This window comes from Microbacterium sp. dk485 (genome assembly GCF_004570445.1).
GTDB lineage: Bacteria > Actinomycetota > Actinomycetes > Actinomycetales > Microbacteriaceae > Microbacterium > Microbacterium wangchenii.
In genome coordinates, this window is record NZ_SPQW01000001.1 from 2,083,907 (window position 1) to 2,109,071 (window position 25,165).

A 25,165-nucleotide genomic window follows, 5' to 3' on the forward strand; every position below is an offset into this window, starting at 1 on the left:
TCAGTCTACGTGCGGGCGGTGAACCCGTTCCCCCGGGTCGGCCTCGATGGGTTCGTAGCTCTGACCGTGCGGCCCGGTGAAGGCGATGGGTTCGCCGTCCACAGCCAGCACCGTTCGCCCCGCGGCCGGTTCGGGTAGTTTCCGCGCGATGTCGGGGAAGACCCCCTCACCTTCGTTGCTGAGCCACCGCGCGCCGCGGAGGGAGCGCACGATGTCGACGAAAGCAGAGCGCCGGCCGGGGTCGAGGTAGACGAGTACCGAGCTGTGGAACACGACCAGGGTCGCACCCTTCGGCGCGGCGGCGGCGAGGGTGTCGAGTTCTGCGACGAGATCACCGGGGACGATATCGGCCGGCCGCGGTTCCGCCGCGACGAGGGATGCGGCGGAGCGGAGCCGCTCTCGTCGTTCGCCGTGCTCGGGCCATACGAGCGCCTCGAGCCAGGCAAGGTCGTCCCCCCGACTGGGATCCAGCGGATGGAGATCGATCCCCGCGCGCCACACCACCTCCGGCACGCGCGCCGGAAGCGTCGTCGCCGTGGTGCGGCAACGGGCGAGCACGGGACTCGGGCCGTTCGTCGGATCGATCGCTACGGCGCCGGCGGGCGTGTCGTATCGGTAGCTGTACCGGTCGGGATAGAGGCAAAGACCCGCGGATGCGCCGACCTCCAGCAGGGCGAGCGGTCCGTCGATGGCGTCGAGGGCCGGGAGCAGCACCGCGCATCGGCCCGCCTCGTTGGTCTGCGTCGACCGCACGGTGATGATTGCGCGGACGCGGCGCCAGTGCGGGACGAGCCAGGTGCGGAAGCGCTCGTAGTCCGCCAGCGGCGCGCCAGCGGCCCGGGCCGAAGCGAAGACGAGGTTTGCCTGCTGCTTCGCGCGGGGGAGCGTGCCGATCAGCGCGGCGACCTCTTCGTCTCCGCCGACGCCGAGTGCCCACTCCTCGTAGGTCGGGGAAACCCCACGCGCCTCCATCTCGGCGAAACCGCGATAGCGCGCGGCCACGGAATCAGCGACCATGCCCCGACCGTATCTGCAGGGCACGGCCCGATCCAGCCGCTCGCGCGGTCACACATTCCCGCGCTCATCGCCGGCTGCCATGTCCCGGCCCGGATGGTTCTACGTCCGCCGGCCGACGAGGTCGAGGAGGCGGGTGCGCGACCGGGTGACCGCTCGCCATCGGCGATGAGGGTCGTGCCACCCGGGGGCACGCACCTCGGGGACTCCGCGATTCATCCGGATCCCCCAGCCGCTGCGGTCGAGGAACCGATGGTGGAACCAGCACAGGAGCACGCCGTTGTCGGTGTGGGTGGGCCCACCGTGGGCGTGCTCGGTGACATGGTGGATCTCGCACCACCCGGCTGGAACGCCGCATCCGGGAATGAGGCACCCGCCGTCGCGGAGTGAGATCGAGCGACGCTGATGCCGGTTGAAGACGCGCTCCTCCGTGCCGAGGCGCAGGATGCGGCCGTGGGAATCCACCACGACCCGCTGGATGCTGCCGCTGCAGGCGACGTGGCGGGCACATGCGGGCGACAGCGGCTCATCGGTGCCTTCGGCGTACGCCCAGCCCGCACCGGTCAGGTGGTCCTCTTCGCGGACCGAGACCACGAGCGTGGGGGCGGCCCCGCCGATCGTGGGCAGCTCACCGCTCGCGGCGGCGGCGCCCAGAGCGGTGGCCAGCGCGTCGTGCTGCCGCTGCGCGAGCCGGCGGTCATCGACCGGGGGTCGTTCGTCGAGGTCGGCGTACGAACCGGCCGGCGGCTCCTCGCGGAACGCGACGCCGCCGACCCGCGGCGACAGCACGGCGTCGAAGATGCGCCGCAGCTGCGCGGCCACCTCCGGCATGAGCCTTCCGTGCACGGGCACGAGGCCGTCCTGGGGTGCTCCGAGCGTCACGCCGCGGCGGTGGGCGGCGGCCCGGTCGCGCGGCTCTGCGCCGTCCTGGTCGAGCGCCGCCGACCACACCAGCGCCTGCAGGCGGAGCAGCTCCGCGCACGCCGGCGGGGCGGCATCCGGTCCGGTTCCCCGTGCCTGGGCGGCGAGGATCTCGTCGGCGACGAGCAGGTCCTCCCGCGGGACGCGTCGGTCGAGCGTGGCCAGCGCCGTGCTCACCGCCAGGACGCCGTCGACGCCGGCCTCGCCGGCGGTCATGGCGGCGCGCAGAGCGGGCAGGAAAGGGGGGAGGACCTCACCGGACGACGGCGACACCTGCCCGCGCACGGCACGGGCCGCCCGCTGCCACTTCGCCGCCGTCTGGGGCGCCACCCGCGTGGTGCGCTGCAGCAGCTCCGACACGTCGTGGCACCCGGCGTGCGAAGTGAGCCGGGCATCGCGATCGGGGGAACCCGACCGCGCTGCCGCTTCACCGGCGAGCTCGACGAGAACGGCCTCGACCCGGCGCTCGAGGCGCCCCGCGAGGCTGAGCGCCTCGAGGATGTCGTCGTCACGGGCGATGCCGAACGCGTCTCGCGCGATCAGCTCGCCGACGGCCGCATCCGCGCGATCGATCAGATCGCGGAGGGTGCCGACGAGTTCGTCCATACCCGTATCCTCCCGCGGGCCACCGCCATTGCGACCGCGAAAAACCCCGGTCGCACCGCGTTCTGTGGATAACCCGCGTGCCCTGCGCCCCGTCCGCGGCCGCCCCTTACGATGAGCGCGTGAGCTACGCCCCGCCCCCCGACTCCACCGCCGCCCCGCCGCGCACCGCCCGGCCCGTGCGCGTGTGGGACATCGTGCTCACCGTCGTCCTGCTGATCCTGCTGGCGATCTTCGCGGCGCTGGCGTCGTACTTCGGCCTCTTCCTCGCGATGGCGTCGGACGGATGCTTCGACGACAACTGCAACGACGGCCTGCTGACCTTCGGGGTCTGGTTCGCGGCGATCTCGCCGTGGGTGACGCTCCTGCTCGGCCTCGTGGGGGCCGTGATCCTCCTCGTCGTGAGGCGTGTCGCCTTCTGGGTGCCCCTGGTGAGCGCTGCGCTGATGGTGCTGACCTTCTTCGTGGCGGTCGCGATCGTCGGCGCCGCGGTGGGTGCGTAGTCCGGGATCCAGCTGACCGGAACCGGGACGGGGGCGAGCCCCCAGCAACTCGTAACCTCCCGCGCCTAGGCTGAACCGCGGCACCCGCACGTCCGCCGATCACCGAGAGCAAAGGCCCCGATGACCGAAATCACGCTTGCCGCGACCTCCACAGCCGGCGACGGATCGTGGCTGTCGGCGCTGGCCGACTGGACCGTCTCCCTGATGGACATCATCGGACCGGTGGGCGCGGGCCTGGCGATCGCGCTGGAGAATCTCTTCCCCCCGCTGCCGAGCGAGGTGGTGCTGCCGATGGCGGGTCTGGCGGCGAGCCGCGGCTCCTTCTCGCTGGCCGAGGCCCTCATCTGGACCACGATCGGATCGATCGTCGGCGCCCTCGCGCTGTACGGCCTCGGCCGGTGGCTGGGGGTCCAGCGGCTGCGCCGGATCGCCGACCGGATGCCGCTGATGAAGGTGCAGGACGTGGACGTGACCGTGGCGTGGTTCCAGCGGCACGGCGGCAAGGCGGTGTTCTTCGGCCGGATGCTGCCGATCTTCCGGAGCCTCATCTCGATCCCCGCCGGTGTCGCGAAGATGCCGGTGTGGCGGTTCACGCTGCTGACGGCGGCGGGCAGTCTGATCTGGAACACGATCTTCGTCCTGGCCGGGTATCTCCTCGGCGAGCAGTGGCACGTCATCGAGCAGTACGCCGACATCCTCCAGTACGTCGTGATCGCCGCCGTTCTCGTCGCGGTGGTGTGGTTCGTGGTCGTCCGGGTGCGCATGCTGACGCGCGCGCGCCGCACCGGCACTGACGGCGTCTGACCGAGCCCAGGGCCCACCCTCCCCACAGGCGCTCCACAGAACGCCCCCGCCTAGACTGGAGGGGTGTCCGCCGATCGCCTCCACCTCGTGCGCCACGGCGAGGTCGACAACCCCGGGCGTGTCCTCTACGGACGGCTGCCCGGCTTCGGCCTGAGCCCCGATGGGCGGCGGATGGCCCGGCAGGCCGCCGAGTACGTGCGATCGCTCGAACGATCCGTGAGTGCACTGGTCGTCTCACCGCTGCAGCGCACGCGCGAATCGGCCGAGCCGTTCGCGGAGCTGTTCGCGCTGGAGCCGGTCATCGATGAGCGCGTGATCGAGCCGACGAACGTCTTCGAAGGCCGGCGGATGGGGCGGGTCTTCTACAACCCGCTGAACTGGCGCCACCTCGCCCGCCCCGCCCTCCCCAGCTGGGGCGAGGCCTACGAGAGCATCGTCGCGCGGATGCGGGCCGCCATGGACGACGCGTGGGACACGGCTGACGGCGGGGATGTCGTGATCGTGTCGCACCAGCTCCCGATCTGGATCTCGCACCTCTCGATCGCCGGCGGCGCGCTGCGCCACGATCCGCGTCGCCGTCGCTGCGCACTGTCCAGCGTCACGAGCTTCGAGCGCCGCGGCGACCGCTGGGTCGAGGTCGACTACGCAGAGCCGGCGTCGACCGCTGGTGCCGTCGACGTGGGGGCCGTGTGATGCGCCGGCGCCTCCTCGCCGCATCCCTCACCGCCGCTCTCGCGTTCGGGCTGGGCGCGTGTGCGGCCGATCCGCTGGCCGATCAGTACCGGGCGGGCGACAACAAGGGCTATATCGCCGCCAACGGCTTCCAGACCTCCGAGATCCCGGCCGCGGATCGCGGTGAACGGGTCGAGTTCGCCGGCGTGACCGAGACGGGCGCCGAGGTGTCGGACGCCGACTACGCCGGCCAGGTGCTCGTCGTGAACTTCTGGTACGCCGCCTGCGGCCCCTGCATCGTCGAGGCCCCGCGCCTGGAAGAGGCGTATGAGAGCTTCGAAGGGCAGGACGTCGCGTTCCTGGGCGTGAACACCTACGACCAGGCCGCGACCGCGGCATCCTTCGCCCGCGACAACGGCGTGAGTTACCCGAGCGTCATCGACGTCAACGGCGGCGCGGTCAAGCTCGCCTTCGCCGAGCATGCGCCGCTCACCGCCACGCCCGTGACGCTCGTGCTCGATAAGGAGGGTCGCGTCGCCGCGCGCATCATCGGCGAACTGCCGGAGGCCTCGATCCTCCAGACGATCGTGCGCGACGTCCTCGCGGAGCCGGCGTGAACCCCGGCGCGGTCGTGTTCGACGGTGCGCTGTGGCTCGCCCTGCCCATCGCCCTCGCCGCCGGGCTGGTGTCGTTCCTCTCCCCGTGCGTGCTCCCGCTCGTCCCGGGCTACCTCGGGTTCATCGGCGGCTCCGTCGCGCCCCGCCGCGGCTCGTCCACGGCGGCGCCCGGCCGCGGCCGGCTCCTGGGCGGCGTGCTGCTGTTCATCGCCGGGTTCACGCTCGTGTTCATGACCGTCAACGTCCTGGGCGGCACGGTCGGGCGCTTCTTCGTCGAGTACGCCGACCCGATCACGCGCGTCATGGGCGTCATCGTCATCCTGCTCGGGCTGGTCTTCATCGGGCTGTTCGGCATCGCCCAGCGCACCGTGCGACCGCAGGCGCGCAACAACATCGGGCTCATCGGCGCACCGCTGCTGGGCATCGCCCTCGGCATCGGGTGGACGCCGTGCATCGGCCCGACCCTTGCCGCGATCTTCTCGGTGTCGTGGAACCTGGGCGACCCCGGCCGCGCCGCGCTGCTGGGCCTGGCCTACTCGCTGGGCCTGGGCATCCCGTTCCTCCTCCTCGCGCTCGGCTTCGGCTGGGCGACCCGTTCGGTGGCGTTCCTGCGCCGCCACATCCGCGCCATCAACCTGATCGGCGGGGCGCTCCTGATCCTCCTGGGCCTCGCGATGGTCACGGGCGTGTGGGGCGCGTGGATGTCGCAACTCCAGGGGGTGATCCAGAGTGTCCCCCTCCCGCTCTGACGAATCGACCATGACCGACCCGCTGCGCCCTGCCGACCACGCCTCCGCCGATCCCGAGGACATCACCGCGCCCGCCCTCGGATTCGTCGGATGGATGCGGTGGGGCTGGCGTCAGCTGACGAGCATGCGCACGGCGCTCGTCCTGCTGCTGCTGCTGGCGATCGCCGCGGTGCCGGGATCGATCGTGCCGCAGCGCAGTGCCGATCCCAACGGCGTCACGCAGTACTTCACCGACAACCCCGACCTGGCTCCCATCCTCGAGAACCTGAGCCTGTTCGACGTCTACTCCTCGCCGTGGTTCTCCGCGATCTACCTCCTCCTGTTCGTCTCGCTCATCGGCTGCGTCATCCCGCGCACCAAGCACCACTGGAAGGCGCTGCGCTCACGCCCGCCGCGGACGCCCGCGCGCCTGTCGCGCCTGGACGACTTCCGCGAGGCGGAGCTGGATGCCGCGTCCCCCGACGACGCCGCCCGCCTGGCGGCCGAATCCGTCGAGCTGGCGGCCGGGCAGCTGCGCAAGGCCGGGTACCGCGTCGAGCGCTACGACGGCCGTGGGGCCTTCTCGGTGTCGGCGGAGCGCGGGTACCTGCGTGAGACGGGCAACCTCGTCTTCCACGGGGCACTGGTCGGGGTGCTCGTGGCCGTCGGTGTGGGCGGCGGATTCACCTACACCGGCCAGCGCGTCATCGTCGAGGGGACGACGTTCGTCAACTCGCTGCTGGATTACTCCTCGTTCAACCCCGGTCGCTTCGTGAGCGCCGAGACTCTCACGCCCTACGCGCTGACCCTCGACGAGTTCGACGTCAGCTATGTGCCCCTCGGCGAACAGGGCGCCGGTCAGGCCGGCGACTTCGCCGCGAACCTCACCACGCGCGTGGACGGCGAGGAGGGCGAGGGGCAGGTGCGCGTCAACCACCCGCTGGACGTCGCGGGCGACCGCGTTTACCTGATGGGCAACGGCTACGCCCCGACCCTCACCATCCGCAACGCCGAGGGCGAGGAGATCTTCCACGACTCCGTGCCCTTCCTGCCGCAGGACACCAACATGACCTCGCTCGGCGTCGTGAAGGTGCCCGACGGTCTGCCCGAGCAGATGGGCCTGGTCGGGTTCTTCTATCCCACGCAGGCGGCGCTGGCCTCCGGCGCGTTCACGTCGGCGTATCCCGACCTCATCAGTCCCGTCGTCACCTTCAACGTCTTCGTCGGCGACCTCGGCATCGACGGCGGCCAGCCGCGCTCGGTCTACACGCTGGACACGAGCGAGATGGAACAGCTCAGCGGTGGAGACACGGGCATCGACTCGATCGAGCTCGCCCCCGGGCAGTCGGCCGAACTGCCGGACGGGCTCGGCACGATCACCTTCGAGGACGAATCGCCCGAGGGTGCCACCGGCTATGCCGAATCCGTGAAGCGGTTCGCGTCGCTGTCGATCCATCGCGACCTGGCCGCCCCGTGGGTGCTGCTCTTCGCGGTTCTGGCCACCCTCGGCCTGCTGGCGGCGCTGTTCGTCCCGCGACGGCGGATGTGGGTCAAGGCGACGGTGCAGGGCAGCTCCGTGCACCTGGAGTACGCCGGACTCGCCCGCGGGGAGGACCCCACGCTGGGCGCCGCGGTGGATCAGTTCCAGGCCCGTCACGCCGCCGCCGTCCAGGGTTGGCGCAGCACCTCGGACGTAGACTGAGACCATGCCCGGATCCGAAACGCTCTCCCTCGACGCGGTCTCCGTGCTGCTGGTCTGGACCGCCATCGCGATCTACGTGCTGGCCTTCATCGCCTACGCCGTCGATCTCGCGCGCCGCTCCGATGTGGCGCTCAAGGCGCAGGACGCCGCGCGCGAGCGCGAACTCGTGACCGCCGGCGCCGCCACCGCTCCCGCCGGCACCCGGACCGGGCGGCCGCAGGGCGCCATGGACGCGGGCGCCGCAGCCAAGCCCCGCTACGTCTGGGGGCGGATCGGCACGTCTCTGACGGTGCTGGGCTTCCTCTTCCACGTCGCCGCCGACGTCACGCGCGGAATCGCCGCCGAGCGCGTCCCCTGGTCGAACATGTACGAGTTCGCCCTCACCGGCACGATGCTCATCGTCGCGGTGTACCTGGTCGTCCTCTTCCGCTACGACCTTCGCTTCCTGGGCTCCTTCATCACGGGGCTCACGGTCGTCCTCCTCGGCGGCGCGACACTGGCGTTCTATGTCGAGGTCGTGCCCCTGGCCGACCCGCTGAAGTCCGCGTGGCTGGTCATCCACGTGTTCGTCGCGTCGCTGGCCACGGCCCTGTTCGCGCTCGCTTTCGGCCTGTCGGTGCTGCAGCTCATGCAGTCGCGCCGGGAGCGGCGTGCGGTGGCGGCCGTGGCGTCGGGCGACGCAGCATCCGCGCCGTCGGCCAAGCGCGGGCCCGGGTTCCTGCGCACCCTCCCCTCCAGTGAGACGCTGGAGTCCCTCGCCTACCGCTTCGCGATCGTCGGGTTCATCTTCTGGACCTTCACCCTCATCGCCGGCTCCATCTGGGCCAACGACGCATGGGGCCGGTACTGGGGCTTCGACACGAAGGAAGTCTGGACCTTCGTCATCTGGGTGCTCTACGCCGGTTACATCCACGCCCGTGCGACGCGCGGATGGCGCGGCACGCGATCGGCGTGGCTGTCGATCATCGGGTTCACCGCCGTGATCTTCAACTTCACGATCGTGAACATGTTCTTCAAGGGCCTGCACGCGTACTCCGGTCTGACCAGCTGACCCCGGGTCTCCCTCGGTCCTGACGCCGCCCCGCGCCTTTCCGGCGCGGGGCGGCGTTTCGCGTGCATCACGATCGTCGCAGTCTTGTCGTAGTCCGCGGAATGCAATATATTGCATTCCGTCCGGACAACCGTCCCGACTGGACAGCACCGGGGGAGACCTGCCGGCGCGCGAACGAAAGGAACAGCACCATGAGCACCACTCCCACCCCAGAGATCACCAATGTCGTGCTCGTGCACGGCGCGTTCGCGGACGGCTCCGGCTGGCGCCGCGTCTACGACGCACTGACCGCGCGCGGGTACCGGGTCATGATCGTGCAGAACCCGCTCACCTCCCTCGAGGACGACGTCGCGGCCACCACGCGCGTGCTGGACCTCATGGACGGGCCGACGATCCTCGTCGGCCACTCGTGGGGCGGCACCGTCATCACCGAGGCGGGCGTGCACCCCCGCGTGGCGGGACTGGTCTACGTCTCGGCCCTCGCGCCGGACGCGGGAGAGACGACCGGCCAGCAGTACGAGGGCTTCGCGCCGACGCCGGAATTCATCATCGACACCGTCGAGGACGGGTACGGCTTCCTCAACCTCGAGAAGTTCAAGGCGGGGTTCGCTGCGGACGCGACGGACGAGGATGCCGCGTTCCTGCGTGACAGCCAGGTGCCGATCAACATGTCGGTGTTCGCCACACCCGTGAAGAACGCGGCGTGGCACGACAAGCCGACGTGGGCCGTCATCGCGACGGAGGACAAGTCCTTCGACCCGGCGATGCTCCGGTACATGGCCGAGCGCATGGGCGCCCAGACCACGAGGGTCTCGGGGAGCCACGACGTCTACATCACGCAGTCCGACACGGTGGCAGGCGTGATCGTCGACGCCGCCCGGAGTGCCCTCGCGCAGGAGTCACTCAGCTCGTCGACCGCGTGAGCGGTCGACGCGAGTGACCAGGGTCAGCCGGCGTCAGGCCGGGGCGGCGGTCAGGAGGGCTCGCGCGGAGACCGAGCGGCGACGTGCCACGGCGATGGTCGTGGCGACGAACGCCAGCGCTGTCCACACGACGAGCCCGACGACCGCCGCTCCCAAGCCGCCCGCGGCGGTCAGGGCCGCGAGCATCCCCTGGTAGGCCGGAGCCGTGGGGAGGATCCCCGCCGCGGCGGAGATGACCCCCGGGACGGTGGAGACGACCCCCGTCGCGACGGCGAGGACGCCCACGAGTGCGGAGATCCAGCGCCCGGCCCCGCCGAACACCGCGACGAGCGCCTGGTTGACCGCGGCGAAGGCGACGCCCGCCACCGCGGCGACGGCGGCGAACAGCGACCAGTCCGCCCAGTCGTAGCCGGCGGCGAGCTGCACCACGATCGCCACGAGCACGCCCTGCACCGCCCCGATCCCGGCGGCCGGAGCCAGTGCGCGAAGCGCCAGCAGAGCCGACGGGCGGCGGGAGGACAGCGTGCGCGCGGTCACGGCGCGCAGCGCCACGAAGGTTCCCAGACCGCCGAACCACAGCGCCACGGTGACCACGAGCGGCACCGCCGACGCGCCGAACAGGTTCGTGCCCACGCCCTCCGCCGCGACGGGGTCGGCCACGACGGAGGCGAGGTCGGCCGCCTCGGTGTCGGTGTAGGAGGGCAGTTCGGCCACAGCGGTGTCGAGGCCTTCGGCCAGGCCTGCCGTGCCGTCGGCGACCTGCCGCACGCCACCGGACAGCTCCTCGGCACCCGTGGCCGCCTCGCCGGCCCCGTCGGCCAGCTGTGATGCCCCGTCGGCCAACGCGGATGCTCCACCCGACAGCTGGGTGGCACCGTCCGACAGCTGACGCACCCCGCCGGCAGCGGACGTCGCTCCGGCGGCGAGCTGGTCGATTCCGCCGGACAGCTGTGCCAGGTTCGCGGAGATCGTCTGCAGGCCCGGGCCGAGCTGCTGGAGCCCGGTGACACCGGCGGCGATCGCGTCGGACTGGCCGATCAGCTCGTTCACCGGCCCGACGGCCGCCTGGGCCTCGGTGGACAGCTGGGTGAGGGTGGCGCACAGCTCCGCCGATCCGCCGTTCGCGGCGCACTCGGTAGCCGCCTGGCTCAGCGCCTCGGATGCCGCGGTGACCTGCGACTGGATGGCGGCGCTGTTGGCGGCCAGACCGTTCGCCGCCGTGACCAGCTCGGCGGGAAGCTGCGGGATGGCGTCGGCGGTCTGCTGCAGCCCGCCGGCGAGGAGCCGTCCGTTCGCGGCGATCTCCTGCGCCCCGCCGGCCCACGTGTCCAGGCCGTCGGCGGCCTGCGTGGCCCCTGTGCCCAGCTCGGCGGCGCCGCCGGCGAGCTGGGTCGCGCCGTCGGCGAGGACGGCCGCTCCGTCGGAGAGCTGCGCGATGCCGCCGGAGAGCTCGGTGGCACCGTCGGCGGCCTGCGTCGCGCCGTCGGCCAGCTGGGCGGCGCCCTCGGCGGCGGTGCCGAGCTGGTCGCCGAGCGTGGTGAAACCCAGGAACACGTTCTCCAGATACACCTCCGACAGCGACGTTCCCAGGAGGGATGCCGCCGCCTGCGTGATCTGCGCGGAGATGGCGTCGTCCACCACGAGGCTGTCCGGCGGCGTGGTCACCTCGATCGTGGCGCGCTCGGGCGCCTCGCCTCCCGGGGAGGTGGAGGTCGCCGCGGCGGAGAAGTTCTCCGGGATGCGGATGACGGCCGCGTACGAGCCGTCGGCGAGGCCCTGCCGGGCGTCTTCGTCGTTCGTGATCGTCCAGTTCAGATTGCTCGGGATGTCATCCGACCCCTCCACGAGACCCGCCGTCAGCTGCCGGCCGAGCGGCACGGGCTGGTCGTCGATCGTGACCGGCTCGTCCTCGTTCACGATGGCCGCGCTCATGGATTCGAGGCGCTCGACGGGGTTGTACAGGGCGGCGACCAGCACGCCGCCGACGATCACCGGCAGCAGCAGGGCGCCGAGAATCGTGAGCCAGGTCACGGGCCGGCGGGAGCCGGCGCGCTCCAGCGCGAGGGGGGAGCCGGGACGGGTCATGCGGTCACCTCGGACAGGTCGAACGTGCGGGGGGATGCGGCGGCGACGTGAGTGACGGATGCGCCGGTCCAGCCGGCCTCCGACAGCACGCGGCGTGCCGCGTCGTGGTCGGCGGCGGTCAGCAGCAGCGTCCACTCGCCGGTGGTCGCGGCATCCCGCAGGGTGGCGGCGGCCTGATCACGCAGGGCGCCGTGGGCGATGGTGTCGATGCCGGAGACGGCGAGCACTCCGGGTGTGCCGGTGAGCGCGTCACGGAGCTCGGCGAGCGGGTCTGCGGCCTCATCCAGCGCGGCGATGCCGACATGACTGCGCACCCACGCCTCCCGGCCGGGCAGGAGGTGCCCGGCGACGCGGAGGCGGCCGTCCGTGGGCGAGACGCGTCCGGCGAGGGTGTACAGGGCCGCGCGTGCGGTCCGCGGGTCGGCGGAGGTGAGGATGGCCGCGTGCCCCGGCTCGACCTCGAGGGAGAGGCCGTCGAACAGGGGGGTGTCGTCGGCGGCCAGCGAAACGCCGTCCGCGATCACGACGGCGCGCGAGCCGGGCCCCGGCCAGTCCTGCAGAGCGATCTCGCGCTCGACGGCTTCGCCTTCGACGTCGAGCTGAGGCAGCATCCGGTCGAGCCATCGCGGGATCCACCACGCCTTGTCGCCGAGCAGCGTCATGAGCGCGGGGATCAGGGTCATCCGCACCAGGAACGCGTCGACGGCGATGCCGACGGCCAGGCCCAGCGCGATGGGTTTGATCGAGGAGTCGCCCTCGGGCACGAACGCGGCGAACACTGCGAACATGATCAGCGCGGCGGCCGTGACCACGCGCGCGGTCGCGGAGAAGCCCGAGCGCACCGCCGCCACGGCTACAGCGCGGGCGTCGGCGCGCGAGGCGTTCTTGGCCCGCGCGTGGACGTAGTCCTCGCGCATGCGGGTCACGAGGAACACCTGGTAGTCCATCGCGAGCCCGAACAGCACGCCCATCAGCACGATCGGCATGAAGCTGATCACGGGCCCCACTCGGGACACGTGCAGCAGGTCGGCGAACCAGCCCCACTCGAACACCGCCGCGACCACGCCGAAGGCCGCGGCCACCGACAGCAGGTAGCCGAGGGCGGCCGTGAGGGGGACGGCGATGGAGCGGAACACCACCATGAGCAGAAGGAAGGACAGGCCCACCACGAACAGGCCGAAGGGGACGAGGGCGGCGCCCAGGCGGTCGGAGATGTCGATCGCGACGGCGGTGTAGCCGGTGACCTTGAGGTCGATGCCGTACTCGTCGAGCAGCCGGTCGTGCTGGGCGCGCAGCTCGCGCACGAGGTCGGCGGTGGCCGGGTCATCCGGTGCCGTCTCCGGCACGATCTGCACGATGCCGGTGTCGGCGGTCTCGTTCGGGGTGGCCAGGGCCACCTCCGCGACGCCGGGAAGGTCTTCGACCTCCGCGGCGATGTCGGACATGAGCCCCAGGGGGTCGGTGGAGGTCACGATCGTGCCGGTCAGCACGAGAGGTCCGTTGACACCGGGGCCGAAGTGCTCGGCGGCGAGGTCGTAGCTCTGGCGGGCGGAGTTGCTCTCGGGCAGGACGCCCGCGTTGGGGAGGGCGAGCGCGAGGCTTCCCGCCGGGATGGCCAGGATGCCCAAGCCCACCACGACGGCGATGGCGGTGACCAGAGGCCGCCGCGACACCATCGCGACCCACCGGTTGGTACGCACGACGGCAGCGGGCGTGGCCGGGGCGTCGGCGTCGAGATCGGCCCCGGCCTGGGACTCCGCCTCAGCCTGGGACTCGGCCTCGCGTGCAGCCGCCTCCCGCCGACGGGCGCGACCGCCCGCTGTGCGCCCGGCCGCGCGGCGGCCCACGAAGCCCAGCAGCGCGGGAGTGAGGGTCACCGAGACGACCACGGCGATCGCGACGGCGACGGATGCGGCGATCCCCATGGTGGTGAGGAAGGGGATGTTCGCGAACGACAGGCCGATCAGGGCGATGAGCACCGTGACGCCGGCGAACGTGACGGCCGATCCGGCGGTGCCGGTGGCGCGTGCGGCCGACTCCTCCGGGTCCATCCCGCCGCGCACCTGGTCCTGATGTCGCGCGGCGATGAACAGCGAGTAGTCGATCCCGACGGCAAGGCCCAGCATGAGCGCGAGCAGCGGGGTGGTCGAGGAGATGGTGGCGACCGCGGTGGCCAGGAGGATGAGCGCCATGGACAGCCCCACCCCGAGGATCGCGGTGACCAGGGGCAGCCCCGCCATCACGAACGAGCGGAAGGTCACGATCAGCACGATCAGGGCGATGAGCAGCCCCAGCGCCTCGGTGATCGTCACGCCGGGGATCGACTGGGCGAACAGGTCGCCGCCCAGTGCGGCCTGCGCGCCGTCGGGGAGGTCGGCGGCGAAGTCGTCGGCGGCGTCGCTGAGCGTCTGCTTGGACTCCGGCGAGACGCTGGCGCCCTGGCCGTCGAACTGCAGCCGCACGATGGCGGCGTCGCCCTCGTCGCTGATCAGGCCCGAGACGGTCTCGTCGAACGGGTCGGTGACGGCGAGGACGCCGTCGATGTCACCCAGATCGGCGACCAGCTCGTCGATGCGGGACGCATACGGATCGTCATCGATCCGGTCGCCGTCCGCCGCCACGACGACGATCTGGGCGCTCGTTCCGCTGACTTGCGGGAAGGTCCGGGAGAGCTGTTCGAGACCCTCCTCCGACTCGGTGCCGGGGATGGAGAAGGAGTTGTCGGTGCCCTGGTTGAACGCGAGCGCCCCGCCGCCCGCTGCCAGCAGGACGACCACCCAGGCGATGAGCACGCGCCAGCCGTGACGGTACGACCAGCGTCCCAGCGTGGCGAGGAGAGTGGACACAGCGGCTCCGATCGGTCAGACGGCTCCGATACAGCGTCGTATCCGATACACCCATGTATCGTATGTGGCGCAGAGCCCCCCGGGGCTGAGTGATCCGTGTGAAACGAGGACTGATGAGCGAGACGACCGCCACGACCCCTCGCGGCCGGGAGGCCACGCGCCAGCGGCTCCTGGACGCTGCCACCGAGGTGTTCGCCGAAGTCGGGCTCGATGCGACCTCCGTCGAATCGGTATGCGAGCGGGCGGGGTTCACGCGCGGGGCGTTCTACTCCAACTTCGCGTCGAAGGAGGAGATGTTCCTCGAGCTCGCGGCCTCCGTCGCGCGGTCCCGCGTCTCGGATGTGGAGGCGCGGGTCGCCGAGCTGGCGGGCGAGGGGGCGCTGGATGCGACCCCGGCCACCGCCGTCGCGCTGGTCGAGCGCGTGCTGGATCTCCCGGGGGATGACCGGCTGGGCGTGCTGCTCATGAGCGAGATCCGCATCCATGCCCTGCGCAATCCCGCGATGGCCGAAGCGTTCCTCGAGCAGGATCAGGAGCTCAGCCGGAACATCGCCCGCATGATCGGCGACATCGCGCGCGCCAGCGGGCTGCGCCTCGCGCTGCCGCAGGATCAGGTGGCCCAGCTGCTGCTGCTGGTGTGGGAAGGGACCATGACGCGCGCGGTGATGGCGGGACGTGACCGTCTCGGCGCACGCGAGGAGGTCCAGCACGCCCTCGCGGGCGTCGTCCCGCTGCTCATCGCCGGGTCGGACTGACCCCCGGTCAGCGTTCGGCGAGCAGCGCGTGGCAGCGCGTGAGACGGCGCAGCCACCACTCCCGGCGCTCGGGCGCGGCAGCGAGTGCGCGCAGCCGGTCCGGCGAGGGCACCACGGCTCCCACCGGCAGCATCCCCTCGCGCGGTCGCAGCGGCGGGTCGGCGACATCGGCCAGGAACAGGGACGAGGTCCCCAGGCCGCAGTCGTAATCCAGCTCGGGCAGCGCCGCGGCCAGCGCCACGCCCATGGCCAGTCCCACGGAGGTGTCCAGCGCGCTGGACACGACCGCCGGCAGGCCGGATGCGGCGACGATCTCCAGCGCGCGATGCACTCCCCCCAGGGGCTGGGCTTTGACGACGAGCAGGTCGGCGGCGCCGGCGCGCGCGACCCGTAACGGGTCATCCGCCTTGCGCACGCTCTCGTCGGCGGCGACGGGGATCCCCAGGTAGGCGATGCGCTCCCGCAACTGCGCCAGGTCTTCCAGGCCGCCGCACGGCTGCTCGACGTACTCGAGATCGAAAGGCGCCAGGGCGTGCACGGCGTGCTCTGCCTCATCGAGGTTCCAGCCGCCGTTGGCATCCACGCGCACTCGGCCCTCGGGGCCCATGGCGGTGCGGACGGCGCGCACGCGCGCGATGTCGTCGGCGAGGGTCTGCCCCGGCTCGGCGACCTTCACCTTGGCCGTGCGGCAGCCGTCGAAGCGCGCGAGCACCGCGGGGACGTCGTCGGCCGAGACCGCGGGGATCGTGGCGTTGACCCGCACGGTGTCGCGCCGAGTCGTCGGGGGCTCGCCCCATCCGAAGTCGATCGCGCCGGCGAGCCACGTCGCGGCCTCGGAGTCGTCGTACTCGACGAAGGGCGAGAACTCCGTCCATCCCGACGGGCCCTCCAGCACGACCGCCTCGCGCACGTCGACACCGCGGAAGCGTCGCGCCATCGGGAGGGCGACGACGTGCGCGTCGGCGAGCAGTTCGTCGAGCGGGGGTAGGGGAGCGGTCACGCCCCCATCCTGCCTCGGATGTGCGTCCGTGCAGTGACGGGCACACAGCGGTGTGGGGTTGACGTTAGTGTGTGACGCACAGTACCGTGTGCGTCATGAGTGAGGATGACGCGCTGAGCGGACACCTGCAGGAGATCCGGCGCGGGACCGTCGTGCTCGCCTGCTTGCAGCTCCTGCGCGAGCCCGGCTACGGCTATGGCCTGCTCGAAGACCTGGAGCGTCACGGGTTCCCCACCGACGCCAACACGCTCTATCCCCTGCTGCGCCGCCTCGAGAAGCAGGGCTACCTGACCAGCGAGTGGAACACCGACGAGACGCGGCCCCGCAAGTTCTACCGCACGAGTGCCGCCGGCGCGGCGCTCGCCGACCGGCTCACCGCCGAATGGCGCGCCGTCGCCGACGCAATCGCCACCCTGCCTGAGGAGAGATGACCATGTCCACGTTGACCGACCGGTACGTCGATGCCGCGATGCGTTCGGTGCCCGAGAAGCAGCGCGCTGACCTCGCCGCGGAGCTGCGGGCACTGATCGACGATCAGCTCGACGCCCGCGTGGCGGCCGGGGAATCGCCCGATGCCGCCGAGCGGGGGGTGCTGACGGACCTGGGCGACCCCGATCGCCTCGCGGCCGACTACATCGACCGCCCGTTGCAGCTCATCGGGCCGCGTTACTACCTCGCGTGGTGGCGACTGACGAAGCTGCTGTGGGCGATCGTGCCGGTGTGCGCCGCGTTCGGGGTGGCGCTGGGCCAGACCCTCTCCGGCGCGGCCTTCGGCGAGATCGTCGGCTCGGTCGCGAGCGTCACGGTGAGCGTGATCGTGAACGTCGGCTTCTGGACCACGCTGGTGTTCTTCACCGTGGAACGGTCTGCGGGCGGTGCGGACGTCGGGTTCGTGAGCCGATGGACGCCCGACCAGCTTCCGGAGCCTCGCGACAGCGGTGCGCGCCTGTCCGACCTGGTCGCGTCGCTCGTTCTCCTCGGGGTGGTGGCCGGCGCTGTCCTGTGGGACCACTTCGTGGGGACGGCGTACCTGGCCGACCGCGGCTGGACGTCGTTCCTGGCGCCGGGGCTGTGGCCGTGGTGGATCGGGGGCCTGCTCGCCCTGTGCGCGTGCGAGGCGCTCCTGGCAATCCGCGTGTATGCGCACGGCCGCTGGACGGCGCGTTCGGCTTCGGTCAACCTGCTGCTGAATCTGCTCATCGTGGTGCCGGGGCTGTGGCTGCTGGTGCGGGGCGAGCTGGTGAACCCGGAGTTCTTCGCCTCGGTGATCCCGGAGTCCGGCGACACCGTGGCGGTGATCGTCGGGGTCGTCTTCGGGTTCACGCTGGTCGGCGTCGCCGGGTGGGACAGCGTGGAGGCCTTCCTCAAGGCCCGGCGCGCGGGGCGGACGTCAACCCGGGCCCGGGCCGCGGTGACCGCGGAATAGGCTGACGGCATGCTCCTGGACACCCCCGTGCGCATCGGCGTGCAGATCGAACCGCAGCACGCCTCCTACCCGCAGATCCGCGATGCGGTGCTGCGGCTGGAGGAGATGGGCGTGGACGTCCTGTTCAACTGGGACCACTTCTTCCCCCTGCACGGCGACCCCGATGGTCTGCACTTCGAGTCGTGGACGATGCTCGCGGCGTGGGCCGAGCAGACCGAGCGCGTCGAGTTCGGCGCGCTGGTGAACTGCAACAGCTACCGCAATCCGGATCTGCAGGCCGACATGGCCCGCACGATCGACCACATCAGCGGCGGCCGGTTCGTCTTCGGCACCGGCGCGGGCTGGTTCGAGCGGGACTACGCCGAGTACGGGTGCGAATTCGGCACGCCCGGGACGCGCCTGAACGACCTCGCGGAAGGCCTCGACCGGGTCGTGGCCCGCTGGGGCGTGCTCAACCCGCCGCCCACCCGCCGCATCCCGATCCTCATCGGCGGCAAAGGGGAGCAGAAGACCCTGCGGATCGTCGCGCGTCACGCCGACATCTGGCACAGCTTCGTCGCGCCGGAGGAGATGGCGCACAAGATCTCGGTCATCCGGAAGTGGGGCGAGGTGGAAGGTCGGGATGTCTCCGGGATGGTCGTCTCCAACGAGCTCAAGGGGCGCGACGACGACGCGGCCGACGCACTGTTCGACGCCGGTGTGCGTCTGTACACCCTCGGCTGGGCGCCCGGCGCCGCGGATTACGACACGGTGGCGCGATGGCTGCGCTGGCGCGACGGAAAGAACGGCTCCTGATGGTCTCGGAGCTGTTCGACGCCGCGGAGTGGACGGCGGCACCTGGAAGCGAGCGCTACACCGACATCACGGCGCACGTCTCGCACGACGGGCGGATCGCGCGCATCGCGTTCGATCGCCCGGAGGTGCGCAACGCCTTCCGCCCGCACACCGTCGACGAGCTCTACACGGCCCTGGACATCGCGCGGCAGGATCCGCGCATCGGCGTCGTGCTCCTCACCGGCAACGGACCCAGCCCCAAGGACGGTGGCTGGGCGTTCTGCTCCGGCGGCGACCAGCGCATCCGCGGGCGCGACGGCTACACCTACGCCGGCGACGACGCGACCGCGCCGGACCCCGCCCGCGCCGGGCGGCTGCACATCCTCGAGGTCCAGCGCCTCATCCGCTTCATGCCGAAGGTTGTCATCGCCGTCGTCCCCGGGTGGGCCGCGGGAGGCGGGCACTCCCTCAACGTCGTGTGCGACCTGTCGATCGCCTCGGCCGAGCACGGCCGGTTCAAGCAGACGGACGCGGATGTCGGCTCGTTCGACGCCGGCTACGGCTCCGCGTACTTCGCGCGCCAGATCGGGCAGAAGCTCGCACGGGAGGTATTCTTCCTCGCGGAGGAATATTCCGCCCAGCGCGCGTACGAGATCGGCGCGGTCAACCGCGTCGTGCCGCACGCCGACCTCGAACGCGAGGCGATCGCGATGGCCCGCACGATCCTCGGCAAGTCCCCCACGGCGATCCGCATGCTCAAGTTCGCCTTCAACGCCGTCGACGACGGCCTCGTCGGACAGCAGGTGTTCGCGGGGGAGGCCACGCGCCTGGCGTACGGCACGGATGAGGCCGTCGAGGGTCGCGACGCCTTCCTGGAGAAGCGCGACCCCGATTGGACCGGCTTCCCGTGGCACTACTGACGCCCCCGCGCACCCCCTTGCGAGAAGCGACCGCCGAGTCGACCGTGGAAAACAGCGGCATCCGGAGGGGGTGAGACCGACGTGAGGCTGGAGCAGATCGACGCGGCCGACCCGCGGGATGTGCTGCGGGCCCTGCGCGCGGCCCTCGGCGCAGGGCCGGCGGTGGGGTTCGGTTCCACCCGTGGCCAGCTGCCCGCCGAGGTGCCGGCGGGGACGGCGGTCGTCGTGACGACGTCGGGCTCCACCGGCGTGCCCAAGGCCGTCGCGCTCAGCCGCAGCGCGCTGACGTCCAGTGCGCTGGCGACCTCCGCCCGCATCGGCGAGGGCGCGTGGCTGCTCGCGCTTCCGCCGGCCTACGTGGCAGGTGTGCAGGTGCTCGTGCGCTCCCTGATCGCCGGGCGCGAGCCGGCGATCCTGTCGGGATCGTTCTCACCCACATCCTTCGCCGCCGCCGCACGGCTCATGACCTCCACCGAGAACGGCGTGCGCGTGCCCACGTACACCTCCCTCGTGCCGGTGCAGCTGCAGCGGGTGCTCGACGCCGCCGCATCCGATCGCGACGTCGCCGACGCGCTGCAATCGTTCGAGGCGATCCTCGTCGGCGGGCAGTCCCTCCCCGACGCCCTCCGCGAGCGCGCGGCCGACGCCGGCGCCCGGATCGTCCGCACCTACGGGTCGACGGAGACGTGCGGGGGCTGCGTCTACGACGGCGCGCCGCTGGACGGCGTGCGTATCCGGGTCGTCGGCGGCGAGGTGCAGATCACCGGCCCCGTCCTGGCCGACGGCTACCTCGGCGAACCCGACCGCACGGCCGCGGTGTTCCCCACCGATCCCGACGGAACCCGCTGGTACCGCACGGGCGACGCCGGACTCGTCGACGAGCACGGGCTGCTCCGCATCCACGGACGCATCGACAACGTCATCGTGTCCGGCGGCGTGAACATCTCCCTCGATCGCGTGGAACAGGTCGTGCGCAGCATCCGCGGACTCGAATCCGCCGTCGTGGTGCCCGTGGCCGACCCGCAGTGGGGCGAGGCATCCGTCATCGTCGCCCCGCGCGGCGACGCCCTGCGCCGTAGCGAGGCGGAGCAGCTCGAGCACGCGCGCACAGCCGTCGCCGCCGAGCTGGGTGCCCCCGCGCGGCCGTCCCGGCTCATCGTCGTCGACGAGCTCGACTCCCTGCCCTCCGGCAAGCCCGACCGCGAGGCGATCCGCCGACTCGTGGCATCGCTGCACTAGGCGGAGCGGGCAGCGACCGCCGGTGGAGGGTGGCGCGCCCGCCTAGGATGGCACTTCGTGGCCGCTCAACCCCGTAAACGTCCCGCCCGCACCAGCTCCGCGCGCCCCCGCCCCCGTGGCAATCCGCAGAAGCGTCCGGTCGCGGCGCCTCCCGCGAAGGCCACCGCGCGCGACTGGATCGGTGCGGCACGCCTGCGCACGCTGCCGCTCGCGGTGAGCCCCGTGCTCGTGGGAACGGGCGCCGCCAACCTCGGCGCCGAGCCGTTCCACTGGGTCATCGCGCTGGCCTGCCTCGTCGTGGCGGTGAGCCTGCAGATCGGGGTGAACTTCGCCAACGACTACAGCGACGGCATCCGCGGCACCGATGACCACCGCGTGGGGCCTGCGCGGCTCACCGCATCGCGCAAGGCTCAGCCCCGCACCGTGCTCGTCGTGGCCCTGGTCTTCTTCGGCATCGGCGCGCTCGCCGGCCTTGCCATCGTCATCCGCACGCAGCAGTGGTGGATGATCGTGGTCGGGGCGGCGTGCATCGTGGCGGCGTGGTTCTACACCGGCGGGAAGCGCCCCTACGGCTACGCGGGGCTGGGGGAGCTGTTCGTCTTCGTCTTCTTCGGGCTGGTCGCAACGCTCGGGACGACGTGGGTGCAGGCCTTCGCTCTCCCGCAGGAGGCGTGGTTCGGCGCGGTCGCGATCGGCTTCCTCGCATGCGCCGTGCTCCTGGCCAACAACCTGCGCGACATCGACCAGGACCGCGTCGCCGGCAAGCGCACCCTCACGGTGCGCATCGGACGGCGGGCGACGCAGGTGCTGTACACCGTGCTGGTGCTGGCCCCCTTCGGGATCGCGGCGTATCTGGCGCTGTTCTACCCCATCGCTTGGCTGAGCCTCATGGCACTGCTGGCCGCCCTGCCGGCGATCCTCATCGTCTGGACCTACCGCGTGCCCCGCGAATTGGTGATCGCGCTCGCACTGACGTCGCTCACCTCGCTCGCCTACGGCGCGTTCCTCTTCTGGGCGTTCATCGGCTGACGCCCCGAGCGGATCGTCAGCGGTCGGTGTCGCGGGAGGAGGCCGCGGTGTCTGCCGCGGCGTCCTCGGCGAGGGCGTCGTCGGCGGCGTTCGGGCGGTGGGCCCTGCTGCGGCGCTCCGCGATGCCGGAGGTCACCTGATCGAGCGGGCGGCGCAGGAACAGCAGCGACAGGCTCAGGCCGATCAGCGCCGCGAACAGCGCGGCCAGCCACGGCAGGTCCTGGAACACCGGGAACAGCATCAGGACACCGAACGGCACGAAGAACGCGAGCAGCCGCAGCACCGTGTAGACCAGGGCGGAGCGTGCGTTCATGCCTCCATCCTAATTCGCACCTCTCGAGGTCCCGGCCGCCCGGCCCACGCTCAGACATCCCGCCTAGGATGAGCACATGACGAGGCTGTTGCTGATCCTGGCGCTCGTGGGCACCGCGTTCTGGGTGTACGCGATCGTGGATTGCGCGCTGCAGCCCGCCACCCGCCACCGCGGTGTGAGCAAGGGCGCATGGATCGCCATCGTCGTGCTGCTTCCCGTCCTCGGCGGCCTCCTGTGGTTCGTGGTCGGACGTGGCCGAGGCGCGAAGGCCGCAGCCGCCCGTCGCGCTCCCGATGACGACCCGGAGTTCCTCGGCAGCATCGGATCGATCGCCGACCAGGACGAGCGCATCCGCCGCCTCGAGGAGGAGCTCGCCCAGCTCGACGCCGAGGCCGACGACGAGCAGTTCCGGGGGGATGCCTCCGCGGACACCCCGCCCGCCGACCCCGGCCCCACCCCGCCGAGCACCGACGGCGACGACGACGCGCGCGGTCAGCGCGGCGCCGTCGGCTGAGGTGACCTCAGCCCGCCGCCCCGACGCGGCACCCGCCACCGACGCGGCCGCTGCGCTCCTGGGTGCCCTCGTGGGCAGCGGTGTCGCACACGTCGTACTCAGCCCCGGCTCCCGGTCGCAGGCGCTCGCGCTCGTGGCCGCCGCGCTGGAGCGAGCCGGCCGCATCCGGCTGCACGTGCGCATCGACGAGCGCGTGGCCGGCTTCACGGCCCTGGGCATCGGACGCGAGACCGGCACCCCCGCGGTGCTCATCTGCACGTCGGGCACGGCCGTCGCCAATCTCCTTCCCGCCGTCCTGGAGGCGCATCACGCCGGCGTCCCCCTCGTGCTCCTGACCGCCGACCGGCCGCCAGAACTGCGCGGAGTGGGCGCGAACCAGACCACGCGCCAGCCGGGCCTGTTCGCCCCGAACGTCCGCTTCGACGCCGATCTGCCGGTGCCGGAGAGCGTCGACCCCGATGGATCCTCCGAGCAGACGATGCTGCTGCGCTCGCTCGCGGCGGAGGCTCTCACCGCAGCGCGGGGGAGCGCGGGCCGCCCTGCCGGCCCCGTGCACCTGAACCTGCCGTACCGGGAACCGCTCGCCGGCGCCCTCCCCGCGTGGCTCTCGGAGCCGGCGGCGGCGGAGAGCGACGCATCGCCGGAGGGCGAGTCGGGGGCGCTGTATCAGGGCGGCGGCGGCATCGGCGGCGCCGACGCGGGCCCTGCCGAGACACTGCCGCACGAACTCGCCCGTGGGCCGCGCACGATCGTGGTGGCAGGGGCGGATGCCGGTCCCGCGGCGGAGGAACTCGCCCACGTGGGCGGGTGGCCCCTCGTGGCGGAGATCGTCAGCGGTGCCCGCTTCGGCCGCAACCTCGTCCACGGGTATCGCGAACTGCTGCGCGAACCCGACCTCGGCGGCGCCGTGCAGCGCGTCGTGGTGTTCGGTCATCCCACCCTCAGCCGCGAGGTCGCGGCGCTCCTGGCCCGCCCCGACGTCGAGGTGCTCGCCGTGCGCGGACCCGGCGAACCGCTCAACCTCAACGGCGCCACCGCGTGGGTGGATGCCGTGCGCGTCGGTGACGGTGCGCCCGATCGCGAGTGGCGGGGCCGCTGGATGCGCGCCTCGGCCGCCGCCGCGGTGGATCTGACACCGCCCGCGCCCGACGCCCAGGCGCTGTCCTCCGCCGAACCGCAGCAGCGGCTCGGGGCGATCGCGGCCGAAGTCGCCGTCCTGCGCACCCCGCTGGACCGCGCGTCGCTCGTGGATGCGCTGTGGCGGGCGACGTGGCCGCATGACCGGCTCGTATTCGGCTCCTCCCGGCTCGTGCGCGTGGCCGACGCGCTCCTCGGGGGCAAGAAGGTGCCCGTGCACGCCAACCGCGGCCTCGCCGGAATCGACGGGACCGTCGCGACCGCACTGGGGGTGGCTCTCGCCAGTCAGGCCGACGGGCGGCCCGGCGTCACCCGTGCCCTGGTCGGGGACCTGGCGTTCCTGCACGACGCCGGTGCGCTGCTGATGCCCGGCGTCGAGGACGAACCCCGCATCCAGGTCGTCGTGGGCAATGACGGCGGCGGCACGATCTTCGACGGCCTGGAGGTGGCGGCGACGGCCGGCCCCGAGGCCATGGACCGGGTCCTGTACACGCCGCAGGCCGTGCGGCTCGAGCACCTCGCTCTCGCGTACGGGTGGGAGTTCCACCGGGTCACCACGCGCGGCGCGCTCGATCAGCTGCTCACGTCCCCCGCCGGCGGGCGCCAGCTCATCGAGGTCCCGCTTCCACGGTGACCACTGCCATCCCACTGCCACCGTGAGGCAGGGGATGCGCGGCCGGCTGCGGGCCGCCATCATGAGGGCATGACCACTTCCGCGCGGTGGCGCACCGCTGCATCCGAGGCGCTGCGCGCCGGAGCGGGTTTCGCCCTCGCGGATGTCGATCCGAACTCGACGCCGGGGTACACCGGGAGGAAACGTGACGGCGTCGACGACCTGGCGGAGGGTGCCACGCGGCTGGGCGAGCTGCAGGAGCGCCTGTTCGCACAGAGCGTCGCCGGTACGGCTGAGGGGTCGGTGCTGCTGCTCCTGCAGGCCATGGACACCGCCGGCAAGGGCGGCGTCGTGCGGCACGTGGTGGGCGCCGTCGACCCCCAGGGCGTCGAGCTGGCGGCGTTCAAGAAGCCGACCGAGGAGGAGCTCGCCCACGACTTCCTGTGGCGGGTCGAACGGCGCTTGCCCGAGCCCGGCCGCATCGGGGTGTTCGACCGTTCGCACTACGAAGACGTGCTGATCGGCCGCGTGCGCGCCCTTGCTCCGCCGGAGGAGATCCAACGGCGCTACGGCGCGATCGAGGAGTTCGAGGCGGATGCGGCGGCCCGCGGCATCCGGTGGGTCAAGGTCATGCTGCACCTCTCCCGCGAAGAGCAGCGGAAACGGCTGGCCGACCGGCTCGACCGCCCCGACAAGCAGTGGAAGTACAACCCGGGCGACGTCGACGAGCGGGAGCGCTGGGACGACTACATGGCCGCCTATCAGGTGGCCATCGAGCGCACCTCCAGCGAGGCGGCGCCGTGGCACGTGGTGCCCGCCGACCGCAAATGGTACGCGCGGCTGGCCGTACAGGAACTGCTGGCCGAGGCGCTGGCGGGGCTGAACCCGACCTGGCCGGCACCGGACTACGACGTCGAACGGGAGAAGGCGCGGCTGGCGGCGACGTGAGGCCTCGCACTGCCGGGGCGCAGTAGGG

General features: G+C 72.0%; 24 protein-coding genes. 18 read left to right on the forward strand and 6 right to left on the reverse strand.

The features are described from left to right. Nucleotides 1–1,017: a DUF2332 domain-containing protein gene (locus tag E4V99_RS09855; protein WP_135068773.1), complete on the reverse strand. Its 1,017-nt coding sequence runs from the start codon at nucleotides 1,015–1,017 to the stop codon at nucleotides 1–3. A gap of 99 nt (nucleotides 1,018–1,116) precedes the next feature. Continuing rightward, a complete protein-coding gene (locus E4V99_RS09860; RefSeq protein ID WP_135117103.1) occupies nucleotides 1,117–2,541 on the reverse strand; it encodes an HNH endonuclease signature motif containing protein in 1,425 nt (474 codons plus the stop codon). Between the two features lie 77 nt (nucleotides 2,542–2,618). On the opposite strand from E4V99_RS09860, the gene E4V99_RS09865 reads away from it, so the two are divergent. The 8 genes from E4V99_RS09865 (at nucleotide 2,619) to E4V99_RS09900 (ending at nucleotide 9,538) form a co-directional block, all read left to right on the forward strand. Continuing rightward, the gene (locus E4V99_RS09865; protein WP_261799179.1) at nucleotides 2,619–3,041 is read left to right on the forward strand and encodes a DUF6264 family protein; all 423 of its coding nucleotides are present in this window, start codon (nucleotides 2,619–2,621) and stop codon (nucleotides 3,039–3,041) included. A gap of 120 nt (nucleotides 3,042–3,161) precedes the next feature. Further along, nucleotides 3,162–3,845, forward strand: a complete 684-nt coding sequence (locus tag E4V99_RS09870; RefSeq protein ID WP_135068765.1) for a DedA family protein — start codon at nucleotides 3,162–3,164, stop codon at nucleotides 3,843–3,845. A 63-nt stretch (nucleotides 3,846–3,908) separates the two neighbouring features. Then, nucleotides 3,909–4,538 (forward strand): histidine phosphatase family protein, encoded by a 630-nt coding sequence (locus E4V99_RS09875; protein ID WP_135117104.1) that lies wholly within the window; start codon nucleotides 3,909–3,911, stop codon nucleotides 4,536–4,538. Then, a complete protein-coding gene (locus E4V99_RS09880; protein WP_135068761.1) occupies nucleotides 4,538–5,134 on the forward strand; it encodes a TlpA disulfide reductase family protein in 597 nt (198 codons plus the stop codon). Before E4V99_RS09875 ends, E4V99_RS09880 begins: the two co-directional genes overlap by 1 nt. Next, the gene (locus E4V99_RS09885; protein ID WP_135117105.1) at nucleotides 5,131–5,883 is read left to right on the forward strand and encodes a cytochrome c biogenesis protein CcdA; all 753 of its coding nucleotides are present in this window, start codon (nucleotides 5,131–5,133) and stop codon (nucleotides 5,881–5,883) included. The genes E4V99_RS09880 and E4V99_RS09885 overlap by 4 nt, the downstream gene beginning before the upstream one ends. A gap of 10 nt (nucleotides 5,884–5,893) precedes the next feature. After that, the gene (locus E4V99_RS09890; protein WP_135117106.1) at nucleotides 5,894–7,564 is read left to right on the forward strand and encodes a cytochrome c biogenesis protein ResB; all 1,671 of its coding nucleotides are present in this window, start codon (nucleotides 5,894–5,896) and stop codon (nucleotides 7,562–7,564) included. Nucleotides 7,565–7,568: 4 nt separating this feature from the next. Then, complete coding sequence (gene ccsB / locus E4V99_RS09895) at nucleotides 7,569–8,615, forward strand: c-type cytochrome biogenesis protein CcsB (RefSeq protein WP_135117107.1); 1,047 nt, start codon at nucleotides 7,569–7,571, stop codon at nucleotides 8,613–8,615. A 191-nt stretch (nucleotides 8,616–8,806) separates the two neighbouring features. Next, the gene (locus E4V99_RS09900) at nucleotides 8,807–9,538 is read left to right on the forward strand and encodes an alpha/beta hydrolase (protein ID WP_135117108.1); all 732 of its coding nucleotides are present in this window, start codon (nucleotides 8,807–8,809) and stop codon (nucleotides 9,536–9,538) included. 33 nt (nucleotides 9,539–9,571) lie between these two features. Here E4V99_RS09900 and E4V99_RS09905 read toward each other — a convergent pair whose 3' ends face one another. Next, nucleotides 9,572–11,623, reverse strand: coding sequence for a YhgE/Pip family protein (locus tag E4V99_RS09905; protein WP_135117109.1), 2,052 nt, complete (start codon nucleotides 11,621–11,623; stop codon nucleotides 9,572–9,574). After that, a complete protein-coding gene (locus E4V99_RS09910; protein WP_135117110.1) occupies nucleotides 11,620–14,469 on the reverse strand; it encodes an MMPL family transporter in 2,850 nt (949 codons plus the stop codon). Before E4V99_RS09910 ends, E4V99_RS09905 begins: the two co-directional genes overlap by 4 nt. 113 nt (nucleotides 14,470–14,582) lie before the next feature. Here E4V99_RS09910 and E4V99_RS09915 point away from each other — a divergent pair, with 113 nt between their 5' ends. Then, nucleotides 14,583–15,224: a TetR/AcrR family transcriptional regulator gene (locus E4V99_RS09915; protein WP_135068747.1), complete on the forward strand. Its 642-nt coding sequence runs from the start codon at nucleotides 14,583–14,585 to the stop codon at nucleotides 15,222–15,224. A 7-nt stretch (nucleotides 15,225–15,231) separates the two neighbouring features. Here the strand turns inward: E4V99_RS09915 and E4V99_RS09920 are convergent, their stop codons facing one another. Further along, nucleotides 15,232–16,224, reverse strand: a complete 993-nt coding sequence (locus E4V99_RS09920) for an o-succinylbenzoate synthase (RefSeq protein WP_135068745.1) — start codon at nucleotides 16,222–16,224, stop codon at nucleotides 15,232–15,234. Nucleotides 16,225–16,319: 95 nt separating this feature from the next. Between E4V99_RS09920 and E4V99_RS09925 the strand changes: the two genes are divergently transcribed. From E4V99_RS09925 to E4V99_RS09950, 6 genes are all read left to right on the forward strand, one after another. Further along, nucleotides 16,320–16,655, forward strand: coding sequence for a PadR family transcriptional regulator (locus tag E4V99_RS09925; protein WP_135068743.1), 336 nt, complete (start codon nucleotides 16,320–16,322; stop codon nucleotides 16,653–16,655). A 2-nt stretch (nucleotides 16,656–16,657) separates the two neighbouring features. After that, complete coding sequence (locus E4V99_RS09930) at nucleotides 16,658–17,650, forward strand: permease prefix domain 1-containing protein (RefSeq protein ID WP_240742711.1); 993 nt, start codon at nucleotides 16,658–16,660, stop codon at nucleotides 17,648–17,650. A 9-nt stretch (nucleotides 17,651–17,659) separates the two neighbouring features. After that, entirely contained in the window at nucleotides 17,660–18,445 is a 786-nt protein-coding gene (locus tag E4V99_RS09935) for an LLM class F420-dependent oxidoreductase (protein WP_135068739.1), read from the forward strand. Next, nucleotides 18,445–19,344, forward strand: a complete 900-nt coding sequence (locus E4V99_RS09940) for a 1,4-dihydroxy-2-naphthoyl-CoA synthase (RefSeq protein ID WP_135068737.1) — start codon at nucleotides 18,445–18,447, stop codon at nucleotides 19,342–19,344. The genes E4V99_RS09935 and E4V99_RS09940 overlap by 1 nt, the downstream gene beginning before the upstream one ends. An 81-nt stretch (nucleotides 19,345–19,425) precedes the next feature. Continuing rightward, nucleotides 19,426–20,583, forward strand: a complete 1,158-nt coding sequence (locus tag E4V99_RS09945; RefSeq protein ID WP_135117111.1) for an AMP-binding protein — start codon at nucleotides 19,426–19,428, stop codon at nucleotides 20,581–20,583. A 57-nt stretch (nucleotides 20,584–20,640) separates the two neighbouring features. Continuing rightward, the gene (locus tag E4V99_RS09950) at nucleotides 20,641–21,612 is read left to right on the forward strand and encodes a 1,4-dihydroxy-2-naphthoate polyprenyltransferase (protein WP_135117112.1); all 972 of its coding nucleotides are present in this window, start codon (nucleotides 20,641–20,643) and stop codon (nucleotides 21,610–21,612) included. Between the two features lie 16 nt (nucleotides 21,613–21,628). Here E4V99_RS09950 and E4V99_RS09955 read toward each other — a convergent pair whose 3' ends face one another. Next, nucleotides 21,629–21,925, reverse strand: a complete 297-nt coding sequence (locus E4V99_RS09955; protein WP_135068731.1) for a DUF4229 domain-containing protein — start codon at nucleotides 21,923–21,925, stop codon at nucleotides 21,629–21,631. A gap of 76 nt (nucleotides 21,926–22,001) precedes the next feature. Between E4V99_RS09955 and E4V99_RS09960 the strand changes: the two genes are divergently transcribed. From E4V99_RS09960 to E4V99_RS09970, 3 genes are all read left to right on the forward strand, one after another. Then, the gene (locus tag E4V99_RS09960) at nucleotides 22,002–22,439 is read left to right on the forward strand and encodes a PLDc N-terminal domain-containing protein (RefSeq protein WP_135068729.1); all 438 of its coding nucleotides are present in this window, start codon (nucleotides 22,002–22,004) and stop codon (nucleotides 22,437–22,439) included. Continuing rightward, nucleotides 22,342–24,210: a 2-succinyl-5-enolpyruvyl-6-hydroxy-3-cyclohexene-1-carboxylic-acid synthase gene (gene menD, locus E4V99_RS09965; RefSeq protein ID WP_135117113.1), complete on the forward strand. Its 1,869-nt coding sequence runs from the start codon at nucleotides 22,342–22,344 to the stop codon at nucleotides 24,208–24,210. The genes E4V99_RS09960 and menD overlap by 98 nt, the downstream gene beginning before the upstream one ends. A 69-nt stretch (nucleotides 24,211–24,279) precedes the next feature. Then, nucleotides 24,280–25,137 carry a PPK2 family polyphosphate kinase gene (locus E4V99_RS09970; RefSeq protein WP_135117114.1) on the forward strand — a complete coding sequence of 286 codons (858 nt, stop codon included), beginning with the start codon at nucleotides 24,280–24,282 and terminating at the stop codon, nucleotides 25,135–25,137. The last annotated feature ends 28 nt before the right edge of the window (nucleotides 25,138–25,165 follow it).